The organism is Amycolatopsis sp. NPDC000009, assembly GCF_055563465.1.
This window is the reverse complement of sequence record NZ_JBVHDI010000001.1, coordinates 420,153-442,988: the sequence shown is the minus strand read 5'-3', so window position 1 is coordinate 442,988 and position 22,836 is coordinate 420,153. Positions and strand designations below refer to the sequence as shown.

Sequence of the window (22,836 nt, the reverse complement as noted above, 5' to 3'; positions counted from 1 at the left end):
GGGAAAGAGGCCTTCGCGGAACGCGTCATCGGTCGGCGATGCGCACCCTGACCGACGTGGAGCGGGTGCCGTCCTCGAACCGCACCCAGACGAGGGTCTCCATGCTCAGCGAGTAGTCGTTGACCACGTGGTCGACCGACCAGTCGCCGTAGCGGTCCGTGACGGCGTCGCGGCTCATGGCGACCTCCACCAGCACCGTATGGGCCACATGCCCGCGGACGCCCGGCGAGCAGCCGACCGCCTCGAACCGGTACGAGTCACCCTTGTGGAGCACCGCCCCTTCGTCGGGCGAGATCAGCCTGCACCCCTGCTGAGCCCCGGAAGCGGTACCGGGGATCAGCAGGGACGCCAGCACCATCGCGGCGACCACCCATCGGCGCATGCGCAACTCCTCCGTCCTCTGTGGATCGGAGACCGAAGCTAGCGGCGAAGGCGGCCCCGCGCGGCCTCACTCACCCGAAGCGGTACTAGGCCAACCCGTTCGCGGCCAGCCATTCCGGCGACGGCGGGATCACCTCGATGATGTCGATCAGGAAGCCGTTCAGATCCTCGATGTAGAAGTGCCGCTGACCGAACTCCTCGTCCACGAGCTCGGTGACGATCTTGACCCCCTCCTCGCGCAGCCGCTCGTACTCGGCCGCCGCGTCGTCGACCATGAAGCCGACCATGGAGCCGGCCGCCTCCTGCGCCCGCCATGGCTCCGGCGTGGCCTTGTGCCCACGCTTGGCGAAGCTCATCTCGTAGCCGGGGACGCCGACGTTGAGGCTGGAGAACCAGTCGAGCTCGATCGTCACCGTCAACTGCATGTGCCGCTTCCACCAGGCGGTGGTCTCGGCGATGTCGTCGACGAGCACACAGGCACCGAAACCGCTGAGTTGCATCTGGTGTTTCCTCCCAGTTCTAAACCACTTGATGCGTAGTACTATAGACATAGTGGTTTGGACGAGGCAAGGAGAATGTTCCGATGCGACAGAACCCGGAGCGACGGACCGCGCTCACCGACGCCGCCATCACCGTCCTCGCCCGCGAGGGCGCCCGCGGGCTCACGTACCGCGCCGTGGACGTCGAAGCGGACGTCCCGCCGGGAACGACGTCGAACTACTTCCGCAACCGGGACCAGCTGCTCGGCGAGGTGGGCGTCCGCGTGCAGGAACGGTTGTCGGCCCCGGCCGAGGTGATGGCGAACCCGCAGGCGGAATCGCCGTCACACGACCGGGTCGGCGTCCTGCTCGGCGAGCTCATGGGCCGCCTGACCGCCCACCGCGAGCCCTATCTCGCCCTGCTCGAACTCCGCCTCGAAGCCACCCGCCGCCCGGATCTCTCGGCCGCGTTGACCAAGACCGTCCGCGAGGGCATCGACATGAGCGTCGACTGGCACGTCGCGGCGGGGATGCCGGGCGGACGCCCCGAGGTCCTGCTGATGTACCTCGCGCTGACCGGGCTCACCGTCGAACGGCTGACCCTGCCGGAGGTGCTCGCGGACGTCACCGACGAAGAGGTCATCCGGATCATCGTGGACCGCGTTCTCCCCTCGTGAGCAGCGCGCGTTCTGCGTCACAATGCCCGGCCGCGAACCCGGACTTGACCCTCAAGTAAGGCCCTTGACCAGCGGAAACAGTCGAATCCGGGCGGCGTTCTCAGCATTCGGACCGGCCTGGACCACATAGTGGGCGCGTGGCACGCTGAATCAATGACCCGCGCCGGAATCACCCTCGTGGCACGCCGCCACGTGGATCTCCGTCGTGTGGCGAGCGCGCTCTGTGCGACGAACCGCTGACTCCCCGCCACCACCACGATCTGCCGGAGGACTCCCATGTCGTCGCCCACGCGCGAGACCCCTGCCCGCACGCCCCGGGTGAAACAGAAACGGGGCGAGGGTCAGTGGGCGCTGGGGTATCGCGAACCCCTGAACCCCAACGAGCGGTCCAAAAAGGACGACAACCCGCTCAACGTCCGTGCGCGGATCGAGAACATCTACGCCCGCGGCGGCTTCGACTCGATCGACCCCGGTGACCTCCGCGGCCGGTTCCGCTGGTTCGGTCTCTACACCCAGCGCAAGCCGGGGATCGACGGTGGCCGCACCGCGACGCTGGAACCCGAAGAGCTCGACGACCGCTACTTCATGCTGCGGGTGCGGCTCGACGGCGGCGCGCTGACCACCGAGCAGCTGGCCGTGCTCGCCGAGATCTCGCAGACCCACGCGCGCGACACCGCCGACATCACCGACCGGCAGAACATCCAGTACCACTGGATCCAGATCGAGGACGTCCCGACGATCTGGGACAAGCTCGAAAAAGCCGGGATGACCACGCTGGAGGCGTGCGGGGACAGCCCGCGCGTCATCCTCGGCTCACCCGTCGCGGGTATCGCCGCCGACGAGATCATCGACGGCACCCCCGCGATCGACGAGATCAAACGCCGCTACATCGGCGACCCGCGCTACTCGAACCTGCCGCGCAAGTTCAAGACCGCGGTCTCCGGGCAGCAGGACGTCGCGCACGAGATCAACGACGTCGCCTTCGTCGGCGTGAACCACCCCGAGCACGGCCCCGGTTTCGACGTCTGGGTCGGCGGTGGCCTGTCGACCAACCCGATGATCGGGCAGCGCCTCGGTGCCTGGGTCTCGCTCGACGAGGTCCCCGACGTGTGGGAAGGCGTGATCAGCGTCTTCCGCGACTACGGCTACCGGCGGCTCCGCGCCCGCGCCCGGATCAAGTTCCTGGTGAAGGACTGGGGTGCCGCGAAGTTCCGCCAGGTACTGGAAGACGAGTACCTCGAGCGCAAGCTGATCGACGGCCCGGCACCCGAGGTGCCCGCCGCCCAGATCGACCACGTGGGCGTGCACCCGCAGATCGACGGGAAGTTCTACGTCGGTGCCGCGCCGGTCGCGGGGCGTGTCTCCGGCGCCATCCTGCTGGCCGTCGCCAAGGCCGCCGAGCGGGCCGGGTCGAACCGGGTCCGCCTGACCCCGCACCAGAAGCTCGTGGTCCTCGACGTCCCCGAGGCCGAGGTGAACGGTCTGAAGAGCGAGCTGTCCGAGCTCGGCCTGGAGACCGAGCCTTCGCCTTGGCGCCGCGGGGTCATGGCCTGCACCGGTCTGGAATTCTGCAAGCTCGCGATCGTCGAGACCAAGGCACGCGCGATCGAACTGGTCACCGAACTCGAGAAGCGGCTCGCCGACATCCAGGCCGAGATCGAGAACCCGGTGACCGTGCACCTCAACGGCTGCCCCAACTCGTGCGCCCGCGTGCAGACCGCCGACATCGGGCTCAAGGGCCAGATCGTCACCGACGAGGACGGCAAGCAGGTCGAGGGCTTCCAGGTGCACCTCGGCGGCGGGCTCGGCCTGGACGCCGGGTTCGGCCGCAAACTGCGCGGCCACAAGGTGACCGCCTCCGAGCTGACCGCGTACGTCGAACGGGTCGTGCGGGCGTACATCGCCGGCCGCGAACCCGGCGAGCGATTCGCCCAATGGGTCCTGCGGGCCGACGAGAGCGTCTTGCAATGACCGAACGCGCGACCCCGTACCACTGCCCTTTCTGTGGCGATGAAGACCTGCGGCCCGAAGAGGGCGGCTCGTGGCTGTGCTCGGGCTGCCGCCGGGTCTTCACCGTGAAGTTCCTCGGACTGTCCTTTCCGGAGGTGTCGCAAGGATGACCGCCACTGCCGACTACAAGACCCTCGCCGAACGGGCCGCGAAGGAGCTCGCGGAGGCGACCGCGACCGAAGCCCTGCGCTGGACCGCGGAGACCTTCGGCGACGACTTCATCGTCGCGTCGAACATGCAGGACGCCGTCCTCATCGATCTGGCCACCCAGGTCAAACCCGACGTCGACGTGCTGTTCCTGCAGACCGGCTACCACTTCCCGGAGACCATCGGCACCCGCGACGCGGTGCAGGCCGTGTACCCCGGCGTGCGGATCGTCAACGCCGAGGCCGCACAGAGCGTCGCCGAACAGGACGCCGAGTACGGGCCGAAGCTGCACGAACGCGACCCGAACCAGTGCTGCCACCTGCGCAAGGTCGTGCCGCTGCGGAACACGCTCGCGAAGTACTCGGCGTGGGTGACCGGCGTCCGCCGCGTCGACGCGCCGACCCGCGCGAACACCCCCATCGTCACCTGGGACGACCGCAACGGGCTGGTGAAGATCAACCCGATCGCGCCGTGGTCCGACGACGAGTTCAGGCACTACATCGACGAGCACGGGATTCTCGAAAACCCGTTGGTGTCCATCGGTTATCTGTCGATCGGCTGCGCGCCGTGCACCGCCAAGGTCGCTCCGGGTCAGGACCCGCGCAGCGGCCGGTGGGCCGGGCAGGGCAAGACCGAGTGCGGTTTGCACGGGTGAGAAGGGACGACATGACCACGCTCGAACCAGTCGCCGCCGCGGCACAGGACAACCTGGCGGCCTTGGAATCCGAGGCCATCCACATCTTCCGCGAGGTGGCGGGCGAGTTCGACCGGCCGGTGATCCTGTTCTCCGGCGGCAAGGACTCGACACTGCTGCTGCACCTGGCGATCAAGGCGTTCTGGCCCGCGCCGGTGCCGTTCCCGTTGCTGCACGTGGACACCGGGCACAACTTCGACGAGGTCATCGACTTCCGCGACCGCGTCGTCGAGCAGCACGGGCTGCGGCTGGTCGTGGCGAAGGTCCAGGACTGGATCGACGACGGCAGGCTCGAAGAGCGCGCCGACGGGATGCGCAACCCGCTGCAGACCACGCCGCTGCTCGACACGATCGCCGAGAACAAGTTCGACGCCGTCTTCGGCGGCGGGCGCCGCGACGAGGAGCGTGCCCGCGCCAAGGAGCGGATCTTCAGTCTGCGCAACGCTTTCGGCCAGTGGGAGCCGCGACGGCAGCGCCCCGAACTGTGGAACCTCTACAACGGCCGTCACCGCCCCGGCGAACAGGTCCGCGTCTTCCCACTGTCCAACTGGACCGAGGCGGACGTCTGGAACTACATCGCGCGGGAGAAGGTCGAGCTGCCGTCGATCTACTACGCGCACCGGCGCGAGGTCTACCAGCGCGACGGCATGTGGCTCACCGAAGGCCCATGGGGCGGGCCGAGGCCGGACGAGGTCGTCAAGGAACTGACCGTGCGCTACCGGACCGTCGGCGACGGTTCGTGCACGGGCGCCATCGAATCGACCGCCGCCACGGTGGACGAGGTCATCGCCGAGGTCTCGGCCTCCCGGCTCACCGAACGCGGCGCCACCCGCGCCGACGACCGGATGTCGGAGGCGGCGATGGAAGACCGCAAGCGGGAAGGGTACTTCTGATGTCCAGCCTCCTCAGGCTCGCGACCGCGGGCAGTGTGGACGACGGGAAGTCGACCCTGGTCGGGCGGCTCCTGTACGACACCAAATCCGTCCTCGCCGACCAGCTGGACGCGGTCACCCGCGCCAGTGTCGACAAAGGACTGTCCACTCCGGACCTCTCCCTGCTCGTGGACGGCCTTCGCTCGGAACGCGAGCAGGGCATCACGATCGACGTGGCGTACCGGTACTTCGCGACGCCGAAGCGCAGTTTCGTGCTCGCGGACACGCCGGGCCACGTGCAGTACACGCGGAACACGGTGACCGGGGCGTCCACCGCGCAGCTGGCCGTACTGCTGGTCGACGCGCGCAAGGGCGTCATCGAGCAGACCCGTCGTCACGCCGCGGTGCTCGCCCTGCTGGGCGTCCCGAACCTGGTGCTGGCGGTGAACAAGATCGACCTCGTCGGCTACGACGAAGCGACGTTCACCGTGATCGCCGAGGAGTTCGCCGAGCACGCCGCGTCGCTGGGCTACGAACGGGGTTCCGTGCTCGCGGTGCCGGTTTCGGCGCTGGTGGGCGACAACGTGGCGGAGAAGTCGGGCAAGACCCCTTGGTACTCCGGCCCGACGCTGCTGGAGCACCTGGAAACCGTGCCCGTGGCGCCGGATCCGCACGATTCGGCGTTCCGCTTCCCGGTGCAGTACGTGATTCGGCCGCGCACGGCCGACCACCCCGACTACCGCGGGTACGCGGGGCAGATCGCGGCGGGCACCGTCCGGCCGGGTGACGAGATCGTCGTGCTACCGCAAGGAATCCGCAGCCGGGTGGAGGCCATCGACACCGCCGACGGGCCACTCGCCGAAGCCGGCGCCGGCACCTCGGTGACCCTGTTGCTCACCGACGACGTCGACATCTCGCGGGGCGACCTGATCTCCGCCGCGGACCGGCAGCCGACGGTGACCGACGAGATCACCGCGACGCTGTGCTGGCTCTCGGCCAAGGCGCTCAAACCGGGCGCGCGGGTGCTGGTGAAGCACGGGACGCGGACGGTGCAGGCACTGGCCGGCGAACTCCACGCCCGCTTCGACGAGCAGACGTTGTCCAGTGTGGACGATCCGGGCACGTTGGAACTCAACGACATCGGCCGGGTCACGCTCCGGCTGGCCGAGGAGATCGGCGTCGACGACTACGGCGTCAGCCCGCGGACGGGCGCTTTCCTGGTCATCGACCCGAAGGACGGCGATACACTGGCGGCCGGACTCGTCGGCGAAAGGTTCGCATGACCCCACCGCTCCTCGCCGTCGCCCACGGCAGCCGCGATCCGCGGTCCGCCGCGACCATCCGCGCCCTGCTCGACGTCTCCCGTGGACTGGCGCCGGAAGTCGACATCCGCGAGTCCTTTTTGGATCTTTCGGAGCCGTTGCTCACCGACGCCCTGCGCGGTTTGTACGCCGAGGGCCACCGCGAGGTCGTCGTGGTGCCCCTGCTGCTCGGCGTCGCGTACCACGCCAGGGTCGACCTGCCCGCGCTCGTCGCCGAGGCGACCGCGGACTGCCCAGGCCTCGACGTGCGGGTTTCCGGGGTCCTGGGCATCGACCCGCTCATCGAGACGGTCGCGCTGGACCGGCTCAGCGAGGCGGGAGCGGACCTGGACGATCCCGGGCTGGGTGTCCTGCTGGCCGGTGTCGGTTCGTCGAACGTCGCGGCGAACGACGCGGTCGCCGGGATCACCACCCGCTGGCAGCTGCGTCGCGGATTGCTCGCGACGCCGGCCTTCGCCAGCGCCGCGCAGCCGGACGTGCCCGCCGCCATCGCGCGGTTGCGGCTCAACGGCGCTCAACGGCTCGCGGTCGCGGGCTGGTTCCTCGCGCCGGGGCTGCTGCCGGACCGGATCGCCCGCCTGGCCCGCGAAGCCGACCCGTCGGTGATCGTCGCCGGGCCGCTGGGGCCGGATCCGCGGATCGCCGGGCTCGTCCTGGACCGCTACGACGTCGCCGCCGCCCGGCTCGCCGCCTGATCGTTCATCGGCTCAGTAGCACGTTTCGTCCCGTTCGGACCCTTGATACCGATCTTCGGTGGGTCTCATTCCCAGTTCCGTGACGCCCCGCGTATGGGAACGGAGATTTCTTGACGAGTTACTTAACTTGCCGGTAACTATCTAAACGCTGCGCAGCTCCCTCTCTCCCCATCGAACCCCCAGGTAGGTGGAACATGAAGGCTGCCATCCGTGCCCTGGTCTGCGCCTCGGCCGTGCTCGTCCCGCTCGTCGGTATCGCCGCACCGGCTTCCGCGGCGACCACCGTCGTCTTCGACTGCGAGGCGAAGCCGCCGCTCGTCGGCAACAAGTACCTCAAGCTGAACCAGGACGCCGACGTCAGCGCACCGGCCACGGTCGCACCCGGCGCCGCGCTCGACGTCGTCATCGACCCGGCGCCGAACACCGTCCCGGCCGAGGTCAGCGGCTACCAGGTCAAGCAGATCAAGGACTTCTCCCTGAAGATCCCGATCCCGGCGAACTCGACCTGGGTGAGCGCCGACCTCGCCGGCGGCTCCGGCATCGGCTCGACCCCGCCGAAGATCACCGTCTCCGGCAGCGTCGCGACGCTGAGCTTCCCCGGCCCGATCGCGGGCGGCTCGACGTTCGAACTGCCGACCGTCACCGCGCACCTGACCGCGGGATCGTCCGGCACCATCGAGACGAAACTGGGCGGCACCAGTTACAGCGACCCGGGCCTGACGTTCACCGCCGTGGTCAGCGCCGGTTTCGACGTCTCCGCCCCGACCGCCTGTTTCCCGAACCCGAGCCCGACCTTCACCACGACGACGATCGGCTGACCCGTGCCTGCGCCACCATCGGCGGCGATGGTGGCGCAGGCCACTGCCCGGCCCGACTTCGCTCATGCGAAGGTGAGGCATGGCTGACGAACTGGTGCACTACGACGTGGTGGGCGGCACCGCCACGATCACCTTGGACTCCCCGCACAACCGCAACGCGCTCTCCGCCCAGCTGCGGCGTGAACTGAGCGAGTCGCTGGACAAGGCGCAGGCCGATGACGCGGTGCGGGTCATCGTGCTCACCCACACCGGTCCGGTGTTCTGCGCGGGCATGGATCTCAAGGAGGCCCGCGGCGCCGGTGCGGGCGCCCAGGGCGTCAACGAGTTCCCGAAGATCCTCGAGCAGCTGTGGACCAGCCCCAAACCCGTCGTGGCGAAGCTGGCGGGCCCCGCACGGGCGGGCGGTATCGGCATGGTGGCCGCGACCGACATCGCCGTGGCCGTCCACGAAGCCACCTTCGCCTTCTCCGAGGTGCGGATCGGCGTCGTGCCCGCCGTCATCTCGCTCACCGTGCTGCCGCGGCTCAACGCCCGCGCCGCGCACGAGCTCTTCCTGACCGGTGACACCTTCGACGCGAAGCGCGCCGTCGAGATCGGCCTGCTGAACTCCGCCGTTCCCGCCGACGAACTCGACGGCGCGGTCGCCCGCTACGTCAAGGCGCTCGCCCTCGGCGGGCCGAAGGCGCTCGCGGCGACGAAGGAACTGCTCAGCAAGCCTCGCCCGGCGACGCCGTCCGAAGGCTTCGAGGCCATGAACAAGCTGTCCGCCGGGTTCTTCGCGAGCGAAGAAGGCCAGGAGGGCATCACGGCCTTCGCCCAGAAGCGCAAGCCGAACTGGGTTCCGGAGGCCTAGTCCGGCAAGACGACAGTGAGGCGCCGGGAGTCCTTCCGGTCACCGGAGGGTCCCAGCGCCCGCTGCGCGTCGGAAAGCACGCTGCGGACGGCCAGGTACGCCTTGGGATCGCGTTCCCTGAGGCCCGAGGAGCCGGACCAGATCAGCACGTGCTCGCCGGCCGGGAGCCACGACAGGTCGGTGAGGCAGTCGTAGAGCGCGTCGAGGTTCTTCCCGAAGTAGTCGGGGAACGACAGCGCCTCCGCGATCGCGTCGAGCGTGGTGTCCTTGTCGATCGTCCGCGCGCCGTCGATCAGATGCGGATACGCGCCGCGGGCGAACGCCTTGTCCGCCGCTTCCTTGCCCGCGCTCATCGGCTGGGATCCACTACGACGAAGGACTTGTAGTGGTCCTCGGTGTAGTACAGCTCCTTGCCGCTACCGGTCACGAGCCGCCTGGCCCCGCGATCAGGGCTGCCCGGCGTCTTGACCGTGTACTCCCGGTAGTAGCCGGAACCCTTGGCGGGCAGGACCTTCTCCCGGTTCTGGAAGGTGACGTCGTCGTTGCGCGGATACGGGTACGGCCCGCCCGCCTGGATGAGCTTCCAGGTGTCGGACGCCTGCGAGGGAAGCCCGGTGAGCGGCTTGACCGGAAGCCCGGACTCCGCGCCCGCGACCTTGCCCTTCGCCTGGCCCGCCGCGGCGTCACCCGACGGCGTGGCCGAAGCGGACGAACTCGCCGGAGCGCTCTTTGTGTCGTCACCGCTGATGCCGTCCTTGACGAACCAGCCTGCGAGCACCAGCACGATCAGGCCGATCAGGGCGGCGGTGATCCGCCTACGGTTGAACATGGTGTGCCAGCTTAGGACGGCCGGTCGGAGTCGTTCGCATCGCGGGCCGCGCCGAAGAACCGGGCGAGCTTTCCGAACACCGTGTCGAGCACCCAGGCCGCGACCAGGCACAGCGGCACCACGACCGCCATGACCAGCACGAACTGTACGGGGAACGGGGCCTGCGCGAGCCACAGCTCCACGCCGTCCCACCAGTCTGCAAGCCCGTCGAACACAATTGTGAGCCTACGCTCGCAGGCACTGCCACCGCCGGTCAGGCCGGGTAAGTTGCTGACATGTTCGCCGTTTACGCTTCCGAACCCAACGCCGAAAAGCCGCTGGACTCGCTCGTGATCGGCGAGCGACCCGAGCCCGACGTGCCCGAAGGCTGGGTGCGGGTCAACGTCAAGGCCGCCAGCCTCAACATGCACGACCTGTGGACCTTGCGCGGCGTCGGCATCAAACCCGAGCAGTTCCCGATGATCCTCGGCTGCGACGGCGCGGGCACCCTCGACGACGGCACCGAGGTCGTCGTCCACTCGGTGATCAACGCCCCGGGCTGGCAGGGCGACGACACGCTCGACCCGAAGCGCACCCTGCTCACCGAGAAGTACCAAGGCACCTTCGCCGAGCAGGTCGTGGTTCCGGCGCGCAACGTCGTGCCGAAGCCGTCGAGCCTGACCTTCGCCGAAGCCGCGACCATGGGCACGGCGTGGCTGACCGCGTACCGGATGCTGTTCGTGAAGTCCGGGCTGCGACCGGGACAGACGATGCTCGTGCAGGGCGCCGCCGGCGGCGTCTCGACCGCCCTCGTCCAGCTCGGGCGTGCGGCAGGCTTCCGGGTCTGGGTGACCGGTCGTAGCGAGGAGAAGCGTGCGCTGGCCCAGAGTCTGGGCGCACATCAGACCTTTGAGTCCGGCGCGCGGCTGCCGGAACGAGTCGACGCCGTCTTCGAAACCGTCGGGAAGGCGACCTGGTCGCACTCGGTGAAGTCGCTCAAACCGGGCGGCATCATCGTCGTTTCGGGCTCGACCAGCGGTCCGGACGCTCACGCGGAGTTGCAGCGCGTGTTCTTTCTGCAACTGCGTATCGCCGGTTCGACCATGGGGACCAGGGACGAACTGAACGATCTCCTCGCCTACCTGGAGCTCACGGGGGTCCGCCCGCAGATCGGCGCCGAACTGCCGCTCGCCGAAGCCGAAACCGGGTTTAAGAACATGCTCGACGGGGAAACCTCCGGCAAGGTGGTCTTCACGCATTCATCGGAGGGGTGACTCTTCCCCCGTGCTCCGATGAAACGCGCACACAGGCGCACGTCCGCGCGTTCCGCCCAGGTCAAGCAGTCATTTCGCAGTCTTGTCAAGTGTCAAGAACGTTATGACTCAGGGAGCTTTTCACGACCAAAGTTCGACCAAAATCCGACCTCTCGCGGTTAGCCTGGGAAGATGACCGCATCGCAGCGGCCCGAACCGGCGGACCCGGGGGGCCGGACCACCAGCGACACCGACCCGATCCGCGTCTCGTTCCGGCGCTACGCCGGTGTCCGCACCAGAGTGCTCGAGGTCGGGCCGCAGCCGGTGGAATCCACCGATCGCGCGCCCCGGCGGGTGCTCGGCAAGCGGACCACCGCCCGCGGACAGGTCAAACCGACGGCGCCGAGGCTGGTGCTGCTGCACGGCTACTGCGACAGCGCCGACACCTGGCGCCCGGTTCTGGAGCTGCTCGCGGCCGCCGGTGTTCCGGCGGTCGCGGTCGATCTGCCCGGATTCGGTGACGCTCAGCCACTGCGGCCGGGTCCGATGCTCCCGCAGCTGGACGCGTTCACCGCGGCCGTGGTCAAGGAGCAGGCCGTACTCGGCACGGTGGTGCTCGCCGGCAACTCGCTCGGCGGCACGATGAGCCTCCGAGCCGCCGAGAACCACCGGCTGCCCGTCGCGGGCGTGGTGTCGATCGCCGCGCCCGGTTTCGTGGACAGCTGGCTCATCCGCACCGTGGCCCGGTATCCGCTGCCGCTCCGGATGTACTCGGCCCTGCCGCTGCCGATCCCGGGCTTCCTCGTGCGCGCCGTCGCCGAGCAGGTCGTCCCCCGGCTGCTGTACGCCGACTCCTCCGCCGCCGACGCCACCCAGGTCCGCCGGTTCACCTCGCTGTTCCCGGACTACCGGTCCACCACCACCAGGCTGGAACAGGCGAGGCAGCTCGTCGAAGAGCTGGCGAACGCGTACCGGCTCGAGGAGGTCCGCATCCCGCTCCTGGTGGTCGTCTGCGGCAAGGACAAGCTGGTCAGCGCCGCCTCCGGCCGTCAGCTGCACGCGCTGGTCCCGCACAGCAGGCTGATGGTTCGCGAGGACTGGGGCCACTGCCCGCAGCTGGACGACCCCGTCGAGATCTCCGAACTGCTGACCTACTTCTCCGCCGGCGCGTCCAGGCCGTCGAAGATCGCCGCTCGCGTGGCCGCCGAAGTGAGCGAGGACACCGTCGCCGGATAGGTGCGAAGTCCCGGCTCCCGCTACGTCCATCCATGCCCCCGCCACCACCCTCAATGGAGCCGCTTCGCGGCGCTTGCCTAGTCTCCATTCGGACTGTGACCCAGTCCGAAGGGCACAACCTGTTGGGAGACGACGATGTCCGCACCGCGCAGCCTGGGCTCGGGATCCGGGATTTTCCGCCGTAAACCGATCGATCAGATCCAAGAGCTCAATGGGGGCGGAGGGCTCCAACGCACGCTCGGCCTGCGGCAGCTGACCGCGATCGGCGTCGGGGGCATCATCGGTGCGGGGATCTTCTCATTGGCCGGCGCGGTCGCGAACAAGACGGCAGGCCCCGCCGTGCTCATCTCGTTCCTCATCGCCGGTATCGCCAGCGCCGCCGCCGCGTTCTCCTATGCCGAGTTCGCCGGGCTGATCCCCCGCGCCGGGTCGGCCTACACCTACGGCTACACCGTGCTGGGCGAGATCGTCGGCTGGTTCATCGGCTGGGACCTGCTGCTGGAGTACACCGCGATCGTGGCGGTGGTCGCGATCGGCATCTCCGGCTACTTCAACGAACTGCTGGGCTATCTCAACATCGAGCTCCCGACGTGGATGCTGGGCGCTCCGGGCACCGAAACGGGCGATGTCGCACCGGGGTCCTACAAGATCAACCTGTTCGCCGTGCTGCTGTGCCTGCTGATCGCCTTCATCCTCAACCAGGGGATGAAGAACGCGGCCCGGTTCGAAACGCTGCTGGTCTACCTGAAGGTCGGCCTGGTCCTGCTGGTCATCGTCGTCGGCGTCTTCCACATCAACACCGACAACTACTCGAACTTCTTCCCGTTCGGCCTCAGCGGCGCGTTCACCGGCGCGGCGACCGTGTTCTTCGCGGTCTTCGGTTACGACGCCATGTCCACCGCGGCAGAGGAGTCGACCGACTCCCAGAAGCACATGCCGAAGGCGATCATCTACTCGCTCGCCATCTCGATGGTGCTCTACGTGCTGGCCTGCCTGGTCCTGACCGGGATGGTCAACTACAAGGACATCGACAGCGAGGCCGCCTTCTCCAGCGCCTTCGCCGGCCTCGGCATGAAGTGGCTCGGCCTGATCATCGCCGTCGGCGCGATCATCGGTATCACCACGGTCCTGTTCACCTTCCTCATGGGCGCGAGCCGGGTCGGCTACTCGATGAGCCGCGACGGCCTGCTGCCCAAGTGGTTCAGCAAGACCCACCCGGTCCGCAAGGTGCCGAGCCGGATGACCTGGGTGCTCGGTGTCGCGTCGGCGGTCATCGCCGGGCTGCTGCCCATCGGCGAGGCCGCGGAACTGACGAACATCGGCATCCTGCTCGCGTTCGTCGTCGTCTGCGTCGCGGTGATCGTCCTGCGCTACAAGCAGCCGGACCTGCCCCGGTCCTTCAAGACCCCCGGCATGCCGGTCGTGCCGATCATCGGGATCGTCTTCTCGATCTGGCTGATCACGTTCCTGAACCCGGAGACCTGGCTGCGGTTCGCCGCCTGGTTCGGCGTCGGCCTGATCATCTACTTCGCCTACAGCCGTCGACACTCCGCGATGAACGCGGACAACGGCGACGCGAAGCAGGTCAGTGGAGACGACTCAAACGCGTAGCGGCTTCGCGGGCTTCGGCCTGGAGGCGTTCGATGATCGACGCCGCCGGGCCGGAGCCCGCGAGTTCGTAGGTCTGCCCCGCGTAGAGGGACATGATCTCGGGGTCGCCCGCCTTGCCCGCCGCCGCGCGGACCGGTTTGGTCAGGTTGTTGACCTCCGGATACGCCGACGGCGCCGTGGCCGAGAAGTCCGCGACCGCGCGGTTGACCAGTGACCGGGCGGGACGTCCACTGAACGCCCGGGTGAACGCCGTCGGCCTTCCGCCGTCCGCGACTGCCTGCCGGTGCGCGGGCTGTGTCCCAGCCTCGTCCGCCCGCAGGAAAGCGGTGCCTAGCTGTGCCGCGACGGCCCCCGCCGCCAGCACCGCCGCGATGTCGGCTCCGTGCACCAGCCCACCCGTCGCGACGAGCGGCAAATCCGTCCGCGCCGAGACCAGCCGGAGCAGGCTGAGGACGCCGTACTGCGCACCCCCGCCTTCGGCTCCTGGCTCGTCAGCGAAGAGCCCTCGATGCGCTCCGGCCTCGAATCCCTGGACCACGAGGGCGTCCGTGCCGACAGCCACGGCATGATCGGCCTCCGCCGGGCTGGTGACCGTGACAGCCACCTTGCTCCCGTTGGCGTGCAGGCGTTCGACGTCCTCGACCGAGGGCGTGCTGAACGTGAACGAAACCACCGGCACCTTGCGCTCAAGGACGACTTCGAGCTTCGCGGCATAGGCGTCGTCGTCCCAGCGCGGCTCGCCGGGTTCGACGCCGAGGCGCTCGGCCTCCGCGCGCCACCGCTCGATATGCGCGCCGAGATCCGCCTCGGCGGCGGCGCCCGGGACGAAGAGGTTCACACCGAACGGCTCGCCGGTCAGCCCGGCGGTCTTCGCGATCCGGTCCGCGAGGGCGTCGGCGCTCAGATAGCCCCCGGCCAGGAAGCCGAATCCGCCCGCCGCGGTCACCGCGGCCACGAGCTCGGGAGTGGTCGGCCCACCGGCCATCGGGGCCGCGATCACGGGAAAACGCAGATCATCGAACACGTTTCCGACGATAGTCCCCTCACCGCGACACGGAATGTGACGTTCGAGCCACTCCGACGTTCCACCGTGGTGGTCTAGACCTTTAACGCCGAAAATGCGACCATCGGACAGGTCGTGACGCGCGTCACGTCCCCCTGTCCCCTGGAGGCACCCGGTGAAGACCTTGAAAGCGCGACTTGGGCGCGCCTTCGTCGGGGTGGCGCTGCTCGCCGGCGCCACCACCGCAGCCGCCCCCGTCGCCGACGCGGCCACCCCGCCACTGCAAGCGATCGTCCCGGTCCCGGTCTCGGTCCGCGCGGTCACCGGTGCCGACCACACCCTGACCGCGAACACCAAGATCTACACCCAGGCCGGTTCGGCGCAGGCCAGGGCCGTCGGCGACTACCTCGCCGGCATCTTCCGTGCGTCCACCGGCTACCCGCTGCCCGTCTCCGACGCGCCCTCGGCGACCCCGGCCGACGGAATCTCACTCCTGCTGTCCGGAGCCGACTCTCGTGTCGGTGACCAGGGCTACCAGCTCAACTCGACATCCGCTTCGGTCGTCCTGCGCGCGACAACCGCGCAAGGTCTCTTCGGCGGCGTGCAGACGCTGCGACAGATGTTGCCGGGCAAGATCGAAAGCTCCACGGTCCAGCAGGGCCCCTGGACGATCCCGGGCGCCGACATCCTGGACTACCCGCGATTCGGCTACCGAGGCGCGATGCTCGACGTCGCCCGGCATTTCCATCCGGTCGCCACCGTCAAGCGGTACATCGACCAGCTGGCGCAGTACAAGATCAACAACCTGCACCTGCACCTCGCCGACGACCAGGGCTGGCGCATCCAGATCGACAGCTGGCCGCGACTGACCACCTACGGCGGCAGCACCCAGGTCGGCGGAGGCGCCGGCGGCTACTACACGAAAGCGCAGTACACGGAGATCGTGAACTACGCGGCCTCGCGGTTCATCACGGTCATCCCGGAGATCGACATGCCCGGGCACACCAACGCCGCCCTGGCCTCGTACGCCGAGCTGAACTGCAACAACACCGCTCCCCCGCTGCGCACCGACACCGCCGTCGGCTACAGCTCGCTCTGCATCTCGAAGGAGATCACCTACACCTTCGTCAACGACGTCATCCGCGAAGTCGCCGCACTGACGCCCGGGCCGTACTTCCACCTCGGCGGCGACGAGGCCCAGGCCACCAGCGACGCGGACTACCGCACGTTCATGAACCGGGTGCTGCCGATGGTGGCCGCCGCGGGCAAGCAGGTCGTCGGCTGGCACGAGATCGGCAAGGCCACCCTGCCCGCCACGGCGACTCCGCAGTTCTGGGGCACGACGACGTCCAGCACGGAGGTCTCGAACGCCGTCGCCCGCGGCAGCAAGGTGATCCTGTCGCCGGCGAACAAGGCCTACCTGGACATGAAGTACAACTCCAGCACCCCGATCGGGCTCTCGTGGGCCGGCTACATCGAGGTCCAGGACGCCTACAACTGGAACCCGGGCGCCTACCTCTCCGGCGTGCCCGAATCCGCCGTCCGCGGCGTCGAATCCCCGCTGTGGACCGAAACCGTGGTCACCCCGGCGAACATCGACTACCTCGCCTTCCCCCGGCTCCCCGCGCACGCCGAACTCGGCTGGTCGCCGTGGTCGACCCACGATTGGAACACCTTCCGGGTACGCCTCGGTGCCCAAGCCCCGCGGTGGCAGGCCCAGGGCCTCGCCTACTACAAGTCGAGCCAGGTGCCCTGGGAGACCGGCTCCGGTAACCCGGGCACCTGCTCGCTTCCCGCCTGGGACCGTGGTTCGGTCTACACGGGCGGAGCGACCGTCTCCCACAACGGGCACAAGTGGACGGCGCAGTGGTGGACGCAAGGCGAAGAGCCCGGGACGACCGGCCAATGGGGTGTCTGGCGCGACAACGGCACCTGCTGACCCGTCCGGTAGCCCGCTCGGCCCCCTTCACCGGGCCGGCGGGCTACGGTGGTGCCATGGCCGCAGACCTCGAACTCGTCCGCACACTTTCCTTGCGCGAAAACGGACTCGCGACCGTCTCGACGGTCCGCGCGGATGGCACCGTCCACTCCTCGGTGGTCAACGCCGGCGTCTTCGAAGACCCGGTCACCAACGCACCGGGAGTCGCCTTCGTGGCGATGGGCGGGGTGAAGAAGCTCGATCTCTTCCGCCGGGCAGGCCACGCCACGGTCACCTTCCGGCGTGGCTGGGAGTGGGCGGCGGTCCAGGGAAGCACGCACCTCATCGGACCGGACGACCCGGACCCGGACTTCGACCCGGCCGGCCTTCCCCGGTTGCTGCGCGAGGTCTTCGTCGCGGCGACGGGCACCCACGACGACTGGGACGAATACGACCGCGTCATGGCCGCCGAACGCCGGGTCGCCGTCTTCGTCACGGCGAACCGCATCAGCGGGAATCGCTGACAGGAAAAGGCCGCCCGGATCGTGATCCGGGCGGCCTTTCCTGCCGTTACTGCTTCTTCTTGCCTGAGTCCTCTGTGGACAACGCGGCGACGAAGGCTTCCTGCGGGACCTCGACCCGGCCGACGGTCTTCATCCGCTTCTTGCCTTCCTTCTGCTTTTCCAGCAGCTTGCGCTTACGCGAGATGTCACCGCCGTAGCACTTCGCGAGCACGTCCTTGCGAATCGCGCGAATGGTCTCGCGGGCGATGATGCGGGCGCCGATGGCGGCCTGGATCGGCACCTCGAAGTTCTGCCGCGGGATCAGCTCGCGCAGCCGGTTCACCATGCGGTTGCCGTAGTTGTAGGCGTCGTCCTTGTGCACGATCGCGGAGAACGCGTCGACACCCTCGCCCTGGAGCAGGATGTCCACCTTGACCAGGTCCGCCGCCTGCGCACCGGCCTCTTCGTAGTCCAGCGACGCGTAACCACGCGTCCGCGACTTCAGCGTGTCGAAGAAGTCGAAGATGATCTCACCCAGCGGCAGGTTGTACCGAAGTTCGACCCTGTCCTCGGACAGATAGTCCATGCCGAGCAGTGTGCCGCGCTTGTTCTGGCACAGCTCCATGATCGTGCCGATGAACTCCGACGGCGCCAGGATGCTCACCTTGCTGACCGGTTCGAGCACCTTGTCGATCTTGTTCCCGGTCGGCCAGTCCGACGGGTTGGTGACGTGGATCTCCTTGCCGTCGTCCAGCACCACGTCGTAGACCACGTTCGGCGCGGTGGAGATCAGGTCGAGACCGAACTCGCGCTCCAGCCGGTCGCGGGTGATCTCCAGGTGCAGCAGGCCGAGGAAGCCGCAGCGGAAGCCGAAGCCGAGCGCCACCGACGTCTCGGGCTCGTAGTCCAGCGCGGCGTCGTTGAGCTGAAGCTTGTCCAAGGCCTCGCGCAGGTCGGGGTAGTCCGAGCCGTCCACCGGGTACAGGCCTGAGTAGACCATCGGCTTCGGCTCGCGGTAACCGGCGAGCGGCTCCTTCGCGCCCTGGCGTTCGGAGGTGACGGTGTCACCGACCTTCGACTGCCGGACGTCCTTCACCCCGGTGATGAGGTAGCCCACCTCACCGACGCCCAGCCCCTTGCTGGCCTTGGGCTCCGGCGAGATGATCCCGACCTCGAGGAGTTCGTGGGTGGCGCCGGTGGACATCATCTTGATCCGCTCGCGCGGCGTGATCTTGCCGTCGACGACCCTGATGTAGGTCACGACGCCCCGGTAGGTGTCGTACACCGAGTCGAAGATCATCGCCCGTGCCGGGGCGTCGGCGTCACCCTGCGGCGCGGGCACCTGCTTCACCACCGCGTCGAGCAGGTCACCGACGCCGACACCGGTCTTCGCGGACACGCGCAGCACGTCCGAGGGTTCGCAGCCGATGATGTGCGCGATCTCGGCGGCGTACTTGTCCGGATCCGCCGACGGCAGGTCGATCTTGTTGAGCACCGGGATGATCTGGAGGTTGTTCTCCAGCGCGAGGTACAGGTTGGCGAGCGTCTGCGCCTCGATCCCCTGCGCGGCGTCGACCAGCAGGACGGCGCCTTCACACGCCTCGAGGGCGCGGGAGACCTCGTAGGTGAAGTCGACGTGGCCCGGGGTGTCGATCATGTGCAGGACGTGGTCCTGCCCGTCGACCTTCCAGGGCAGGCGCACGTTCTGCGCCTTGATGGTGATGCCGCGCTCCCGCTCGATGTCCATTCGATCGAGGTACTGAGCTCGCATGGCCCGTTCCTCGACCACGCCGGTGAGCTGCAGCATCCGGTCGGCCAGGGTCGACTTGCCGTGGTCGATATGCGCGATGATGCAGAAGTTCCGGATGAGCTCCGGGGGCGTGAAGGTCGTGTCGGCGAACGTCGTCAACGGGTTTCCTCGCGAAGGTCGGGGTGTGCCATCTCTATGCTCCCATGCCGCTCCGGGTGCGAGTGGGGGTCATCCCCGATGCGGCCCGTGATGAGCTGTGGTGCCCTCGAAGTATGAGCACTTCACTGTCCCAGATACTCGACCGAACGTTCGGCCATCCCCGGGGACTGCTCGGCCGGTTCGGCGGCCGGGCGATGGCGCACGGCAACGCCGCCACCGAGCTTCGCGTCGTCGAGCTGGCGTCGATCGAGTCGGGCGAAACCGCCCTGGTCGTGGGCCCTGGCCCGGGCGTCGGCCTTGAGGCCACGGCCGAACGCGCGGGCCGCGCGATCGGCGTCGACCCCTCCCTGGAGATGCTCGCCCGCTCGCGCCGCCGCTGCGGCGACGAGGTGGAGCTGCGGCACGGCACCGCGGACGCCACCGGCCAGCCGGACGAGAGCGTCGACGTGGTCCTGAGCGTCAACAACGTGCAGTTGTGGGAGGACCGGGCGGCCGGTTTCGCCGAGCTGTTCCGCGTGCTGCGTCCCGGCGGAAGACTGCTGCTGTCTTCGCACGAGAAGTGGCTGCCGGTGTCCCGGCACGAACTGGCCGACGAAGTGGCCGCCGCCGGCTTCACCGACCTGCAGACCTGGACCTGGGAACCGCCGGGCTTCGGCGCCTCACTCGCCGCTCAGCTGCGCGCGATCAAGCCGCTGGACTAACGCGGATCCGTGCGCAACGGATGCTCACGCGGCACCTCGACCAGCACGATCCTGGTGCCGTCCGGGTCGGCGATCCACGCTTCGTCCAGACCCCAGGGTTCGCGCTGTGCCCCGCGGACGGGCTCCAAACCCTTCTCCACGAGTTCCTCGAGCGCCGCCGCCAGGTCCCGGACCTGGAGCCACAAGGCGACGTCAGGGGTCGGGCCGGTCTTCCCGGTACCGACGATCTCGATCGAGCCGTTCCCGGCGAAGAACACCGTCCCGCCAGGGAACTCCTTGTCGATGGCCAGGCCCAGGGTGTCCCGATAGAACGCCGTCGACACGTCGAGGTCCTTCGGGTGGATCAGCACCCTGCTGCTCAGCACGTCCATGGCTCAATCCCTACCGGATGGGTTCAGGCCATCGCAATCGCGGTGATCCCCGCCAGCACCACCACCGAGCCGGCCAGCCTGCGGACGGCGTTCGCCTCCCCCAGGACCAGCCAGGCGGCAAGCCCACCCAGGACGATGCTCAGCTCCCTCGCTGGTGCGACGAGACTCACCGGAGCGATCTGGAGGGCATAGAGCACCAGCAGGTAGGCGACCGGCGAGAGCGCGCCGACGATCAGCACCTCACGCTTGTGTTCTCGCCAGAGCCACGAGACCTCGTCGCGGTCCTTCAGCGCGTATGGCGTCATCAGGAGGCTTTGCACGATCGCGCCGGTTCCGAAGTAGACGATCGGCGGGACCCCGAGGCCCGTGACCGAATGCGCGTCCCACAGGGTGTAGGCGGCGATCGTGAGCCCGGTCAGCAGTCCGTAGACCAGGCCTTTGCGGCGGGCGGCACGATCGGCGGCATCGGCATGCGCCGGCGCCCGCCCGGAGCCGATCACCAGCACCCCGGCTACGACGAGGAACGCGCCCACCAGGCCGAGCACGCCCGGCCGCTCGCCGAGCAACACGACGGCCGCGAGCACCGAGAGCAGCGGTCCGGTACCGCGGGCGACGGGATAGACGACGGAAAGGTCGCCGACGGCGTAGCCCCGCTGGAGGACGATCCCGTAGGTGACGTGGAACACCGCCGTGACCACCGCGGCGAACAACCATGTCCACTGTGGACGTTGCGGCTCCACGGTCAGCGAGACGGCCATGACGGGGACGAGCAGGACGGCGGAGAGACTGTAGTAAGCCCAGACGAACCGGGCTCCGCCACGACGGATCCGCTTGGCCGCGAGGTTCCAGCCCGCGTGGATGACGGCGGCGATGAGGACGAAGGACAGGGCGGTGGCGTTCACGGCGGACCTTTCACGTTTTCCGCGCATGCGGAAAACACCGGTCCTCCAGGCTTTTGTCCCGTCAGATGAACGGCGGCGCTTCCGGCCCCGCCGATGGTGCCGCTCGGACCTGTCCCGTCTGCCCTGATTGTGTGCTTTCCTGAGCGGGCAGGCGGCGGAACCCTAGGCACTACGCTTCGCACCGTACCTCAAGCCCCCGCCCCGAGGTGGCCGCGAGCCATCCCCGGACGGCTGTTAAGCTTGCCTCTCACCGTCGTGTGGCATTCCGTCATGGAGGAAACCCGCGCGCTCCCACGAGCACGCAGGGCCGGTCACAGCGCGGCGATGAAACCACCGAGAGATTCAAGAGGAGCGCCCCCGTGGCCAACATCAAGTCGCAGATCAAGCGCATCACCACCAACGAGAAGGCGCGTCAGCGCAACCAGGCGATCCGGTCCTCGGTGAAGACCGCGATCCGCAAGTTCCGCGAGGCCGCCGACGCCGGCGACAAGGCCAAGGCCCTGGAGCTGCAGAAGGACGCGGCCAAGAAGCTGGACAAGGCCGTGACCAAGGGCGTTCTCCACGCCAACCAGGCCGCCAACAAGAAGTCCGCGCTGGCGAAGCGCGCGAACTCTCTCTGATCGGCTTTCGAAGGGCCCCGGTGACGCCAGTCACCGGGGCCCTTCGCCGTGTTCAGCGGCTTGTGCCGTGGGCGTCGACGACCTCCAGGACGGCACGCTCCAACGCGTACTCGGGGTTGGCCGCGACCCCCTTGACCTCGGCGTTGAGCCGGGCGACCACCCGCATCGCGGTGGCGAGCCCGTCCTGGCCCCAGCCGCGGGCCTGCCCCTGCGCCTTGCGCACCTTCCAGGGCGGCATCCCCAGCTCACCCGCCATCTGGTTCGGGTTGCCTCGACCAGCACCGGACACCCGCGCGATCGTGCGGACTGCGTCGGCTAGGGCGTCCGCCACCAGCACGTGCGGGACGCCCAGCTGCATCGCCCAGCGCAGCGACTCCAGTGCCGCCGCCTTGTCCCCGGCGACGGCCTTCTCCGCCACGGCGAACCCGTTCACGTCCGCACGGCCCCGGTGATAGCGCCGGACCGCCTGCTCGTCGACCACTCCGCCGGCGTCCGCGACCAGCTGGGTCGCGGCCGACGACAGTTCACGCAGATCCGAGCCGACCGCGTCGATCAGCGCGAGCACGGCCGCACCGTCGATCTTCCCGCCGACGCGGCGGACCTCGTTGCGGACAAAAGACTCCCGCTCAGCGGCCTTGGTCAGTTTCGGGCATTCGACGACCTCCGCACCGGCCTTCTTCAAGGCGGCGGGGAGCCCCTTCGCGGCCTTGCTCCGGCCACCTCCGCTGTGCACGACGACGAGCACGATGCCGTCGGCGGGGGCCTTGACGTAGGCCATCACCCCGTCGGCGAGCTCCTGCGAGATGTCGTGCGCGGACTCGAGGACGATCACCCTCCCTTCGGCGAACAGGGAGGGGCTGACCATCTCCGCGAGCGCCGGGACTGTGAGGTCCGACACCCGGATCCGGGTGAGATCCGCCGTCGGATCAGCCGCTTTGGCCGCGTCCGAAGCGCTGCGGACCGCGCGTTCGATCAGCAGCTCTTCCTCACCGAGAACCAGGACCAGCGGCGATGGGGCGGAAGCTTGCGTCGTCACGATGACGATCCTGCCAC

General features: G+C 68.6%; 27 protein-coding genes. 17 read left to right on the top strand and 10 right to left on the bottom strand.

Going from position 1 to position 22,836, the window contains the following annotated elements:
* Nucleotides 1-25: 25 nt before the first annotated feature.
* Nucleotides 26-382 carry a hypothetical protein gene (locus ACZ3HL_RS02310; RefSeq protein WP_465416317.1) on the bottom strand — a complete coding sequence of 119 codons (357 nt, stop codon included), beginning with the start codon at nt 380-382 and terminating at the stop codon, nt 26-28.
* A gap of 85 nt (nt 383-467) precedes the next feature.
* The gene (locus tag ACZ3HL_RS02305; RefSeq protein WP_126729537.1) at nt 468-881 is read right to left on the bottom strand and encodes a VOC family protein; all 414 of its coding nucleotides are present in this window, start codon (nt 879-881) and stop codon (nt 468-470) included.
* Nucleotides 882-964: 83 nt separating this feature from the next.
* Between ACZ3HL_RS02305 and ACZ3HL_RS02300 the strand changes: the two genes are divergently transcribed.
* The 10 genes from ACZ3HL_RS02300 to ACZ3HL_RS02255 all read left to right on the top strand — a co-directional run bounded on the left by ACZ3HL_RS02300 (nt 965) and on the right by ACZ3HL_RS02255 (nt 8,948).
* The gene (locus tag ACZ3HL_RS02300; protein WP_465416320.1) at nt 965-1,537 is read left to right on the top strand and encodes a TetR/AcrR family transcriptional regulator; all 573 of its coding nucleotides are present in this window, start codon (nt 965-967) and stop codon (nt 1,535-1,537) included.
* A gap of 153 nt (nt 1,538-1,690) precedes the next feature.
* Nucleotides 1,691-1,777: a putative leader peptide gene (locus ACZ3HL_RS02295; protein ID WP_360907593.1), complete on the top strand. Its 87-nt coding sequence runs from the start codon at nt 1,691-1,693 to the stop codon at nt 1,775-1,777.
* 36 nt (nt 1,778-1,813) lie between these two features.
* Nucleotides 1,814-3,508: a nitrite/sulfite reductase gene (locus ACZ3HL_RS02290; RefSeq protein WP_465416322.1), complete on the top strand. Its 1,695-nt coding sequence runs from the start codon at nt 1,814-1,816 to the stop codon at nt 3,506-3,508.
* Nucleotides 3,505-3,657 (top strand): eL43 family ribosomal protein, encoded by a 153-nt coding sequence (locus ACZ3HL_RS02285; protein ID WP_007034818.1) that lies wholly within the window; start codon nt 3,505-3,507, stop codon nt 3,655-3,657. The genes ACZ3HL_RS02290 and ACZ3HL_RS02285 overlap by 4 nt, the downstream gene beginning before the upstream one ends.
* Complete coding sequence (locus ACZ3HL_RS02280) at nt 3,654-4,349, top strand: phosphoadenylyl-sulfate reductase (protein ID WP_465416326.1); 696 nt, start codon at nt 3,654-3,656, stop codon at nt 4,347-4,349. Before ACZ3HL_RS02285 ends, ACZ3HL_RS02280 begins: the two co-directional genes overlap by 4 nt.
* Nucleotides 4,350-4,360: 11 nt before the next feature.
* The gene (gene cysD, locus ACZ3HL_RS02275) at nt 4,361-5,281 is read left to right on the top strand and encodes a sulfate adenylyltransferase subunit CysD (RefSeq protein ID WP_465528272.1); all 921 of its coding nucleotides are present in this window, start codon (nt 4,361-4,363) and stop codon (nt 5,279-5,281) included.
* Nucleotides 5,281-6,543 (top strand): sulfate adenylyltransferase subunit 1, encoded by a 1,263-nt coding sequence (locus ACZ3HL_RS02270; protein ID WP_465528270.1) that lies wholly within the window; start codon nt 5,281-5,283, stop codon nt 6,541-6,543. The genes cysD and ACZ3HL_RS02270 overlap by 1 nt, the downstream gene beginning before the upstream one ends.
* Nucleotides 6,540-7,277 carry a sirohydrochlorin chelatase gene (locus tag ACZ3HL_RS02265; RefSeq protein ID WP_465416330.1) on the top strand — a complete coding sequence of 246 codons (738 nt, stop codon included), beginning with the start codon at nt 6,540-6,542 and terminating at the stop codon, nt 7,275-7,277. The genes ACZ3HL_RS02270 and ACZ3HL_RS02265 overlap by 4 nt, the downstream gene beginning before the upstream one ends.
* Before the next feature lie 194 nt (nt 7,278-7,471).
* Nucleotides 7,472-8,095: a cyclase gene (locus tag ACZ3HL_RS02260; RefSeq protein ID WP_465528268.1), complete on the top strand. Its 624-nt coding sequence runs from the start codon at nt 7,472-7,474 to the stop codon at nt 8,093-8,095.
* Between the two features lie 79 nt (nt 8,096-8,174).
* Complete coding sequence (locus ACZ3HL_RS02255; RefSeq protein WP_465528266.1) at nt 8,175-8,948, top strand: enoyl-CoA hydratase family protein; 774 nt, start codon at nt 8,175-8,177, stop codon at nt 8,946-8,948.
* On the opposite strand, the gene ACZ3HL_RS02250 is transcribed toward ACZ3HL_RS02255, so the two are convergent.
* Genes ACZ3HL_RS02250 through ACZ3HL_RS02240 form a run of 3 tightly spaced genes read right to left on the bottom strand, consistent with a single transcriptional unit; the run spans nt 8,945 to nt 9,992 of the window.
* Nucleotides 8,945-9,301: a barstar family protein gene (locus tag ACZ3HL_RS02250; protein ID WP_465416338.1), complete on the bottom strand. Its 357-nt coding sequence runs from the start codon at nt 9,299-9,301 to the stop codon at nt 8,945-8,947. The two genes, ACZ3HL_RS02255 and ACZ3HL_RS02250, sit on opposite strands and share 4 nt — an antisense overlap.
* The gene (locus tag ACZ3HL_RS02245) at nt 9,298-9,777 is read right to left on the bottom strand and encodes a guanyl-specific ribonuclease (RefSeq protein WP_465416340.1); all 480 of its coding nucleotides are present in this window, start codon (nt 9,775-9,777) and stop codon (nt 9,298-9,300) included. Before ACZ3HL_RS02245 ends, ACZ3HL_RS02250 begins: the two co-directional genes overlap by 4 nt.
* An 11-nt stretch (nt 9,778-9,788) precedes the next feature.
* A complete protein-coding gene (locus ACZ3HL_RS02240; protein WP_465416341.1) occupies nt 9,789-9,992 on the bottom strand; it encodes a hypothetical protein in 204 nt (67 codons plus the stop codon).
* Nucleotides 9,993-10,052: 60 nt separating this feature from the next.
* Here ACZ3HL_RS02240 and ACZ3HL_RS02235 point away from each other — a divergent pair, with 60 nt between their 5' ends.
* From ACZ3HL_RS02235 to ACZ3HL_RS02225, 3 genes are all read left to right on the top strand, one after another.
* Complete coding sequence (locus ACZ3HL_RS02235) at nt 10,053-11,030, top strand: zinc-binding dehydrogenase (RefSeq protein WP_465528264.1); 978 nt, start codon at nt 10,053-10,055, stop codon at nt 11,028-11,030.
* 171 nt (nt 11,031-11,201) lie between these two features.
* Entirely contained in the window at nt 11,202-12,245 is a 1,044-nt protein-coding gene (locus tag ACZ3HL_RS02230; protein ID WP_465528262.1) for an alpha/beta hydrolase, read from the top strand.
* Between the two features lie 135 nt (nt 12,246-12,380).
* Nucleotides 12,381-13,856 (top strand): amino acid permease, encoded by a 1,476-nt coding sequence (locus tag ACZ3HL_RS02225; RefSeq protein ID WP_465416346.1) that lies wholly within the window; start codon nt 12,381-12,383, stop codon nt 13,854-13,856.
* Here the strand turns inward: ACZ3HL_RS02225 and ACZ3HL_RS02220 are convergent.
* Nucleotides 13,831-14,880, bottom strand: a complete 1,050-nt coding sequence (locus ACZ3HL_RS02220; RefSeq protein ID WP_465528260.1) for a nitronate monooxygenase — start codon at nt 14,878-14,880, stop codon at nt 13,831-13,833. The two genes, ACZ3HL_RS02225 and ACZ3HL_RS02220, sit on opposite strands and share 26 nt — an antisense overlap.
* 154 nt (nt 14,881-15,034) lie before the next feature.
* On the opposite strand from ACZ3HL_RS02220, the gene ACZ3HL_RS02215 reads away from it, so the two are divergent.
* Together ACZ3HL_RS02215 and ACZ3HL_RS02210 are read left to right on the top strand one after the other, a co-directional pair.
* A complete protein-coding gene (locus ACZ3HL_RS02215; RefSeq protein ID WP_465528258.1) occupies nt 15,035-16,798 on the top strand; it encodes a family 20 glycosylhydrolase in 1,764 nt (587 codons plus the stop codon).
* 56 nt (nt 16,799-16,854) lie between these two features.
* Nucleotides 16,855-17,301, top strand: coding sequence for a pyridoxamine 5'-phosphate oxidase family protein (locus ACZ3HL_RS02210; protein ID WP_465416354.1), 447 nt, complete (start codon nt 16,855-16,857; stop codon nt 17,299-17,301).
* Nucleotides 17,302-17,347: 46 nt separating this feature from the next.
* Here ACZ3HL_RS02210 and lepA read toward each other — a convergent pair whose 3' ends face one another.
* On the bottom strand, nt 17,348-19,189 hold the full coding sequence (lepA, locus tag ACZ3HL_RS02205; RefSeq protein WP_034316306.1) for a translation elongation factor 4: 1,842 nt from the start codon (nt 19,187-19,189) through the stop codon (nt 17,348-17,350).
* A 113-nt stretch (nt 19,190-19,302) separates the two neighbouring features.
* On the opposite strand from lepA, the gene ACZ3HL_RS02200 reads away from it, so the two are divergent.
* Complete coding sequence (locus ACZ3HL_RS02200) at nt 19,303-19,890, top strand: class I SAM-dependent methyltransferase (RefSeq protein WP_465528256.1); 588 nt, start codon at nt 19,303-19,305, stop codon at nt 19,888-19,890.
* Here ACZ3HL_RS02200 and ACZ3HL_RS02195 read toward each other — a convergent pair.
* Together ACZ3HL_RS02195 and ACZ3HL_RS02190 are read right to left on the bottom strand one after the other, a co-directional pair.
* Nucleotides 19,887-20,261 carry a VOC family protein gene (locus ACZ3HL_RS02195; protein WP_465528254.1) on the bottom strand — a complete coding sequence of 125 codons (375 nt, stop codon included), beginning with the start codon at nt 20,259-20,261 and terminating at the stop codon, nt 19,887-19,889. The two genes, ACZ3HL_RS02200 and ACZ3HL_RS02195, sit on opposite strands and share 4 nt — an antisense overlap.
* 23 nt (nt 20,262-20,284) lie before the next feature.
* Nucleotides 20,285-21,190 (bottom strand): EamA family transporter, encoded by a 906-nt coding sequence (locus tag ACZ3HL_RS02190; RefSeq protein ID WP_465528252.1) that lies wholly within the window; start codon nt 21,188-21,190, stop codon nt 20,285-20,287.
* A 332-nt stretch (nt 21,191-21,522) separates the two neighbouring features.
* Between ACZ3HL_RS02190 and rpsT the strand changes: the two genes are divergently transcribed.
* Nucleotides 21,523-21,783: a 30S ribosomal protein S20 gene (gene rpsT, locus ACZ3HL_RS02185; protein ID WP_007034798.1), complete on the top strand. Its 261-nt coding sequence runs from the start codon at nt 21,523-21,525 to the stop codon at nt 21,781-21,783.
* Nucleotides 21,784-21,835: 52 nt separating this feature from the next.
* Here rpsT and holA read toward each other — a convergent pair whose 3' ends face one another.
* Nucleotides 21,836-22,819 carry a DNA polymerase III subunit delta gene (gene holA / locus ACZ3HL_RS02180; protein ID WP_465416362.1) on the bottom strand — a complete coding sequence of 328 codons (984 nt, stop codon included), beginning with the start codon at nt 22,817-22,819 and terminating at the stop codon, nt 21,836-21,838.
* Nucleotides 22,820-22,836 lie beyond the last annotated feature (17 nt).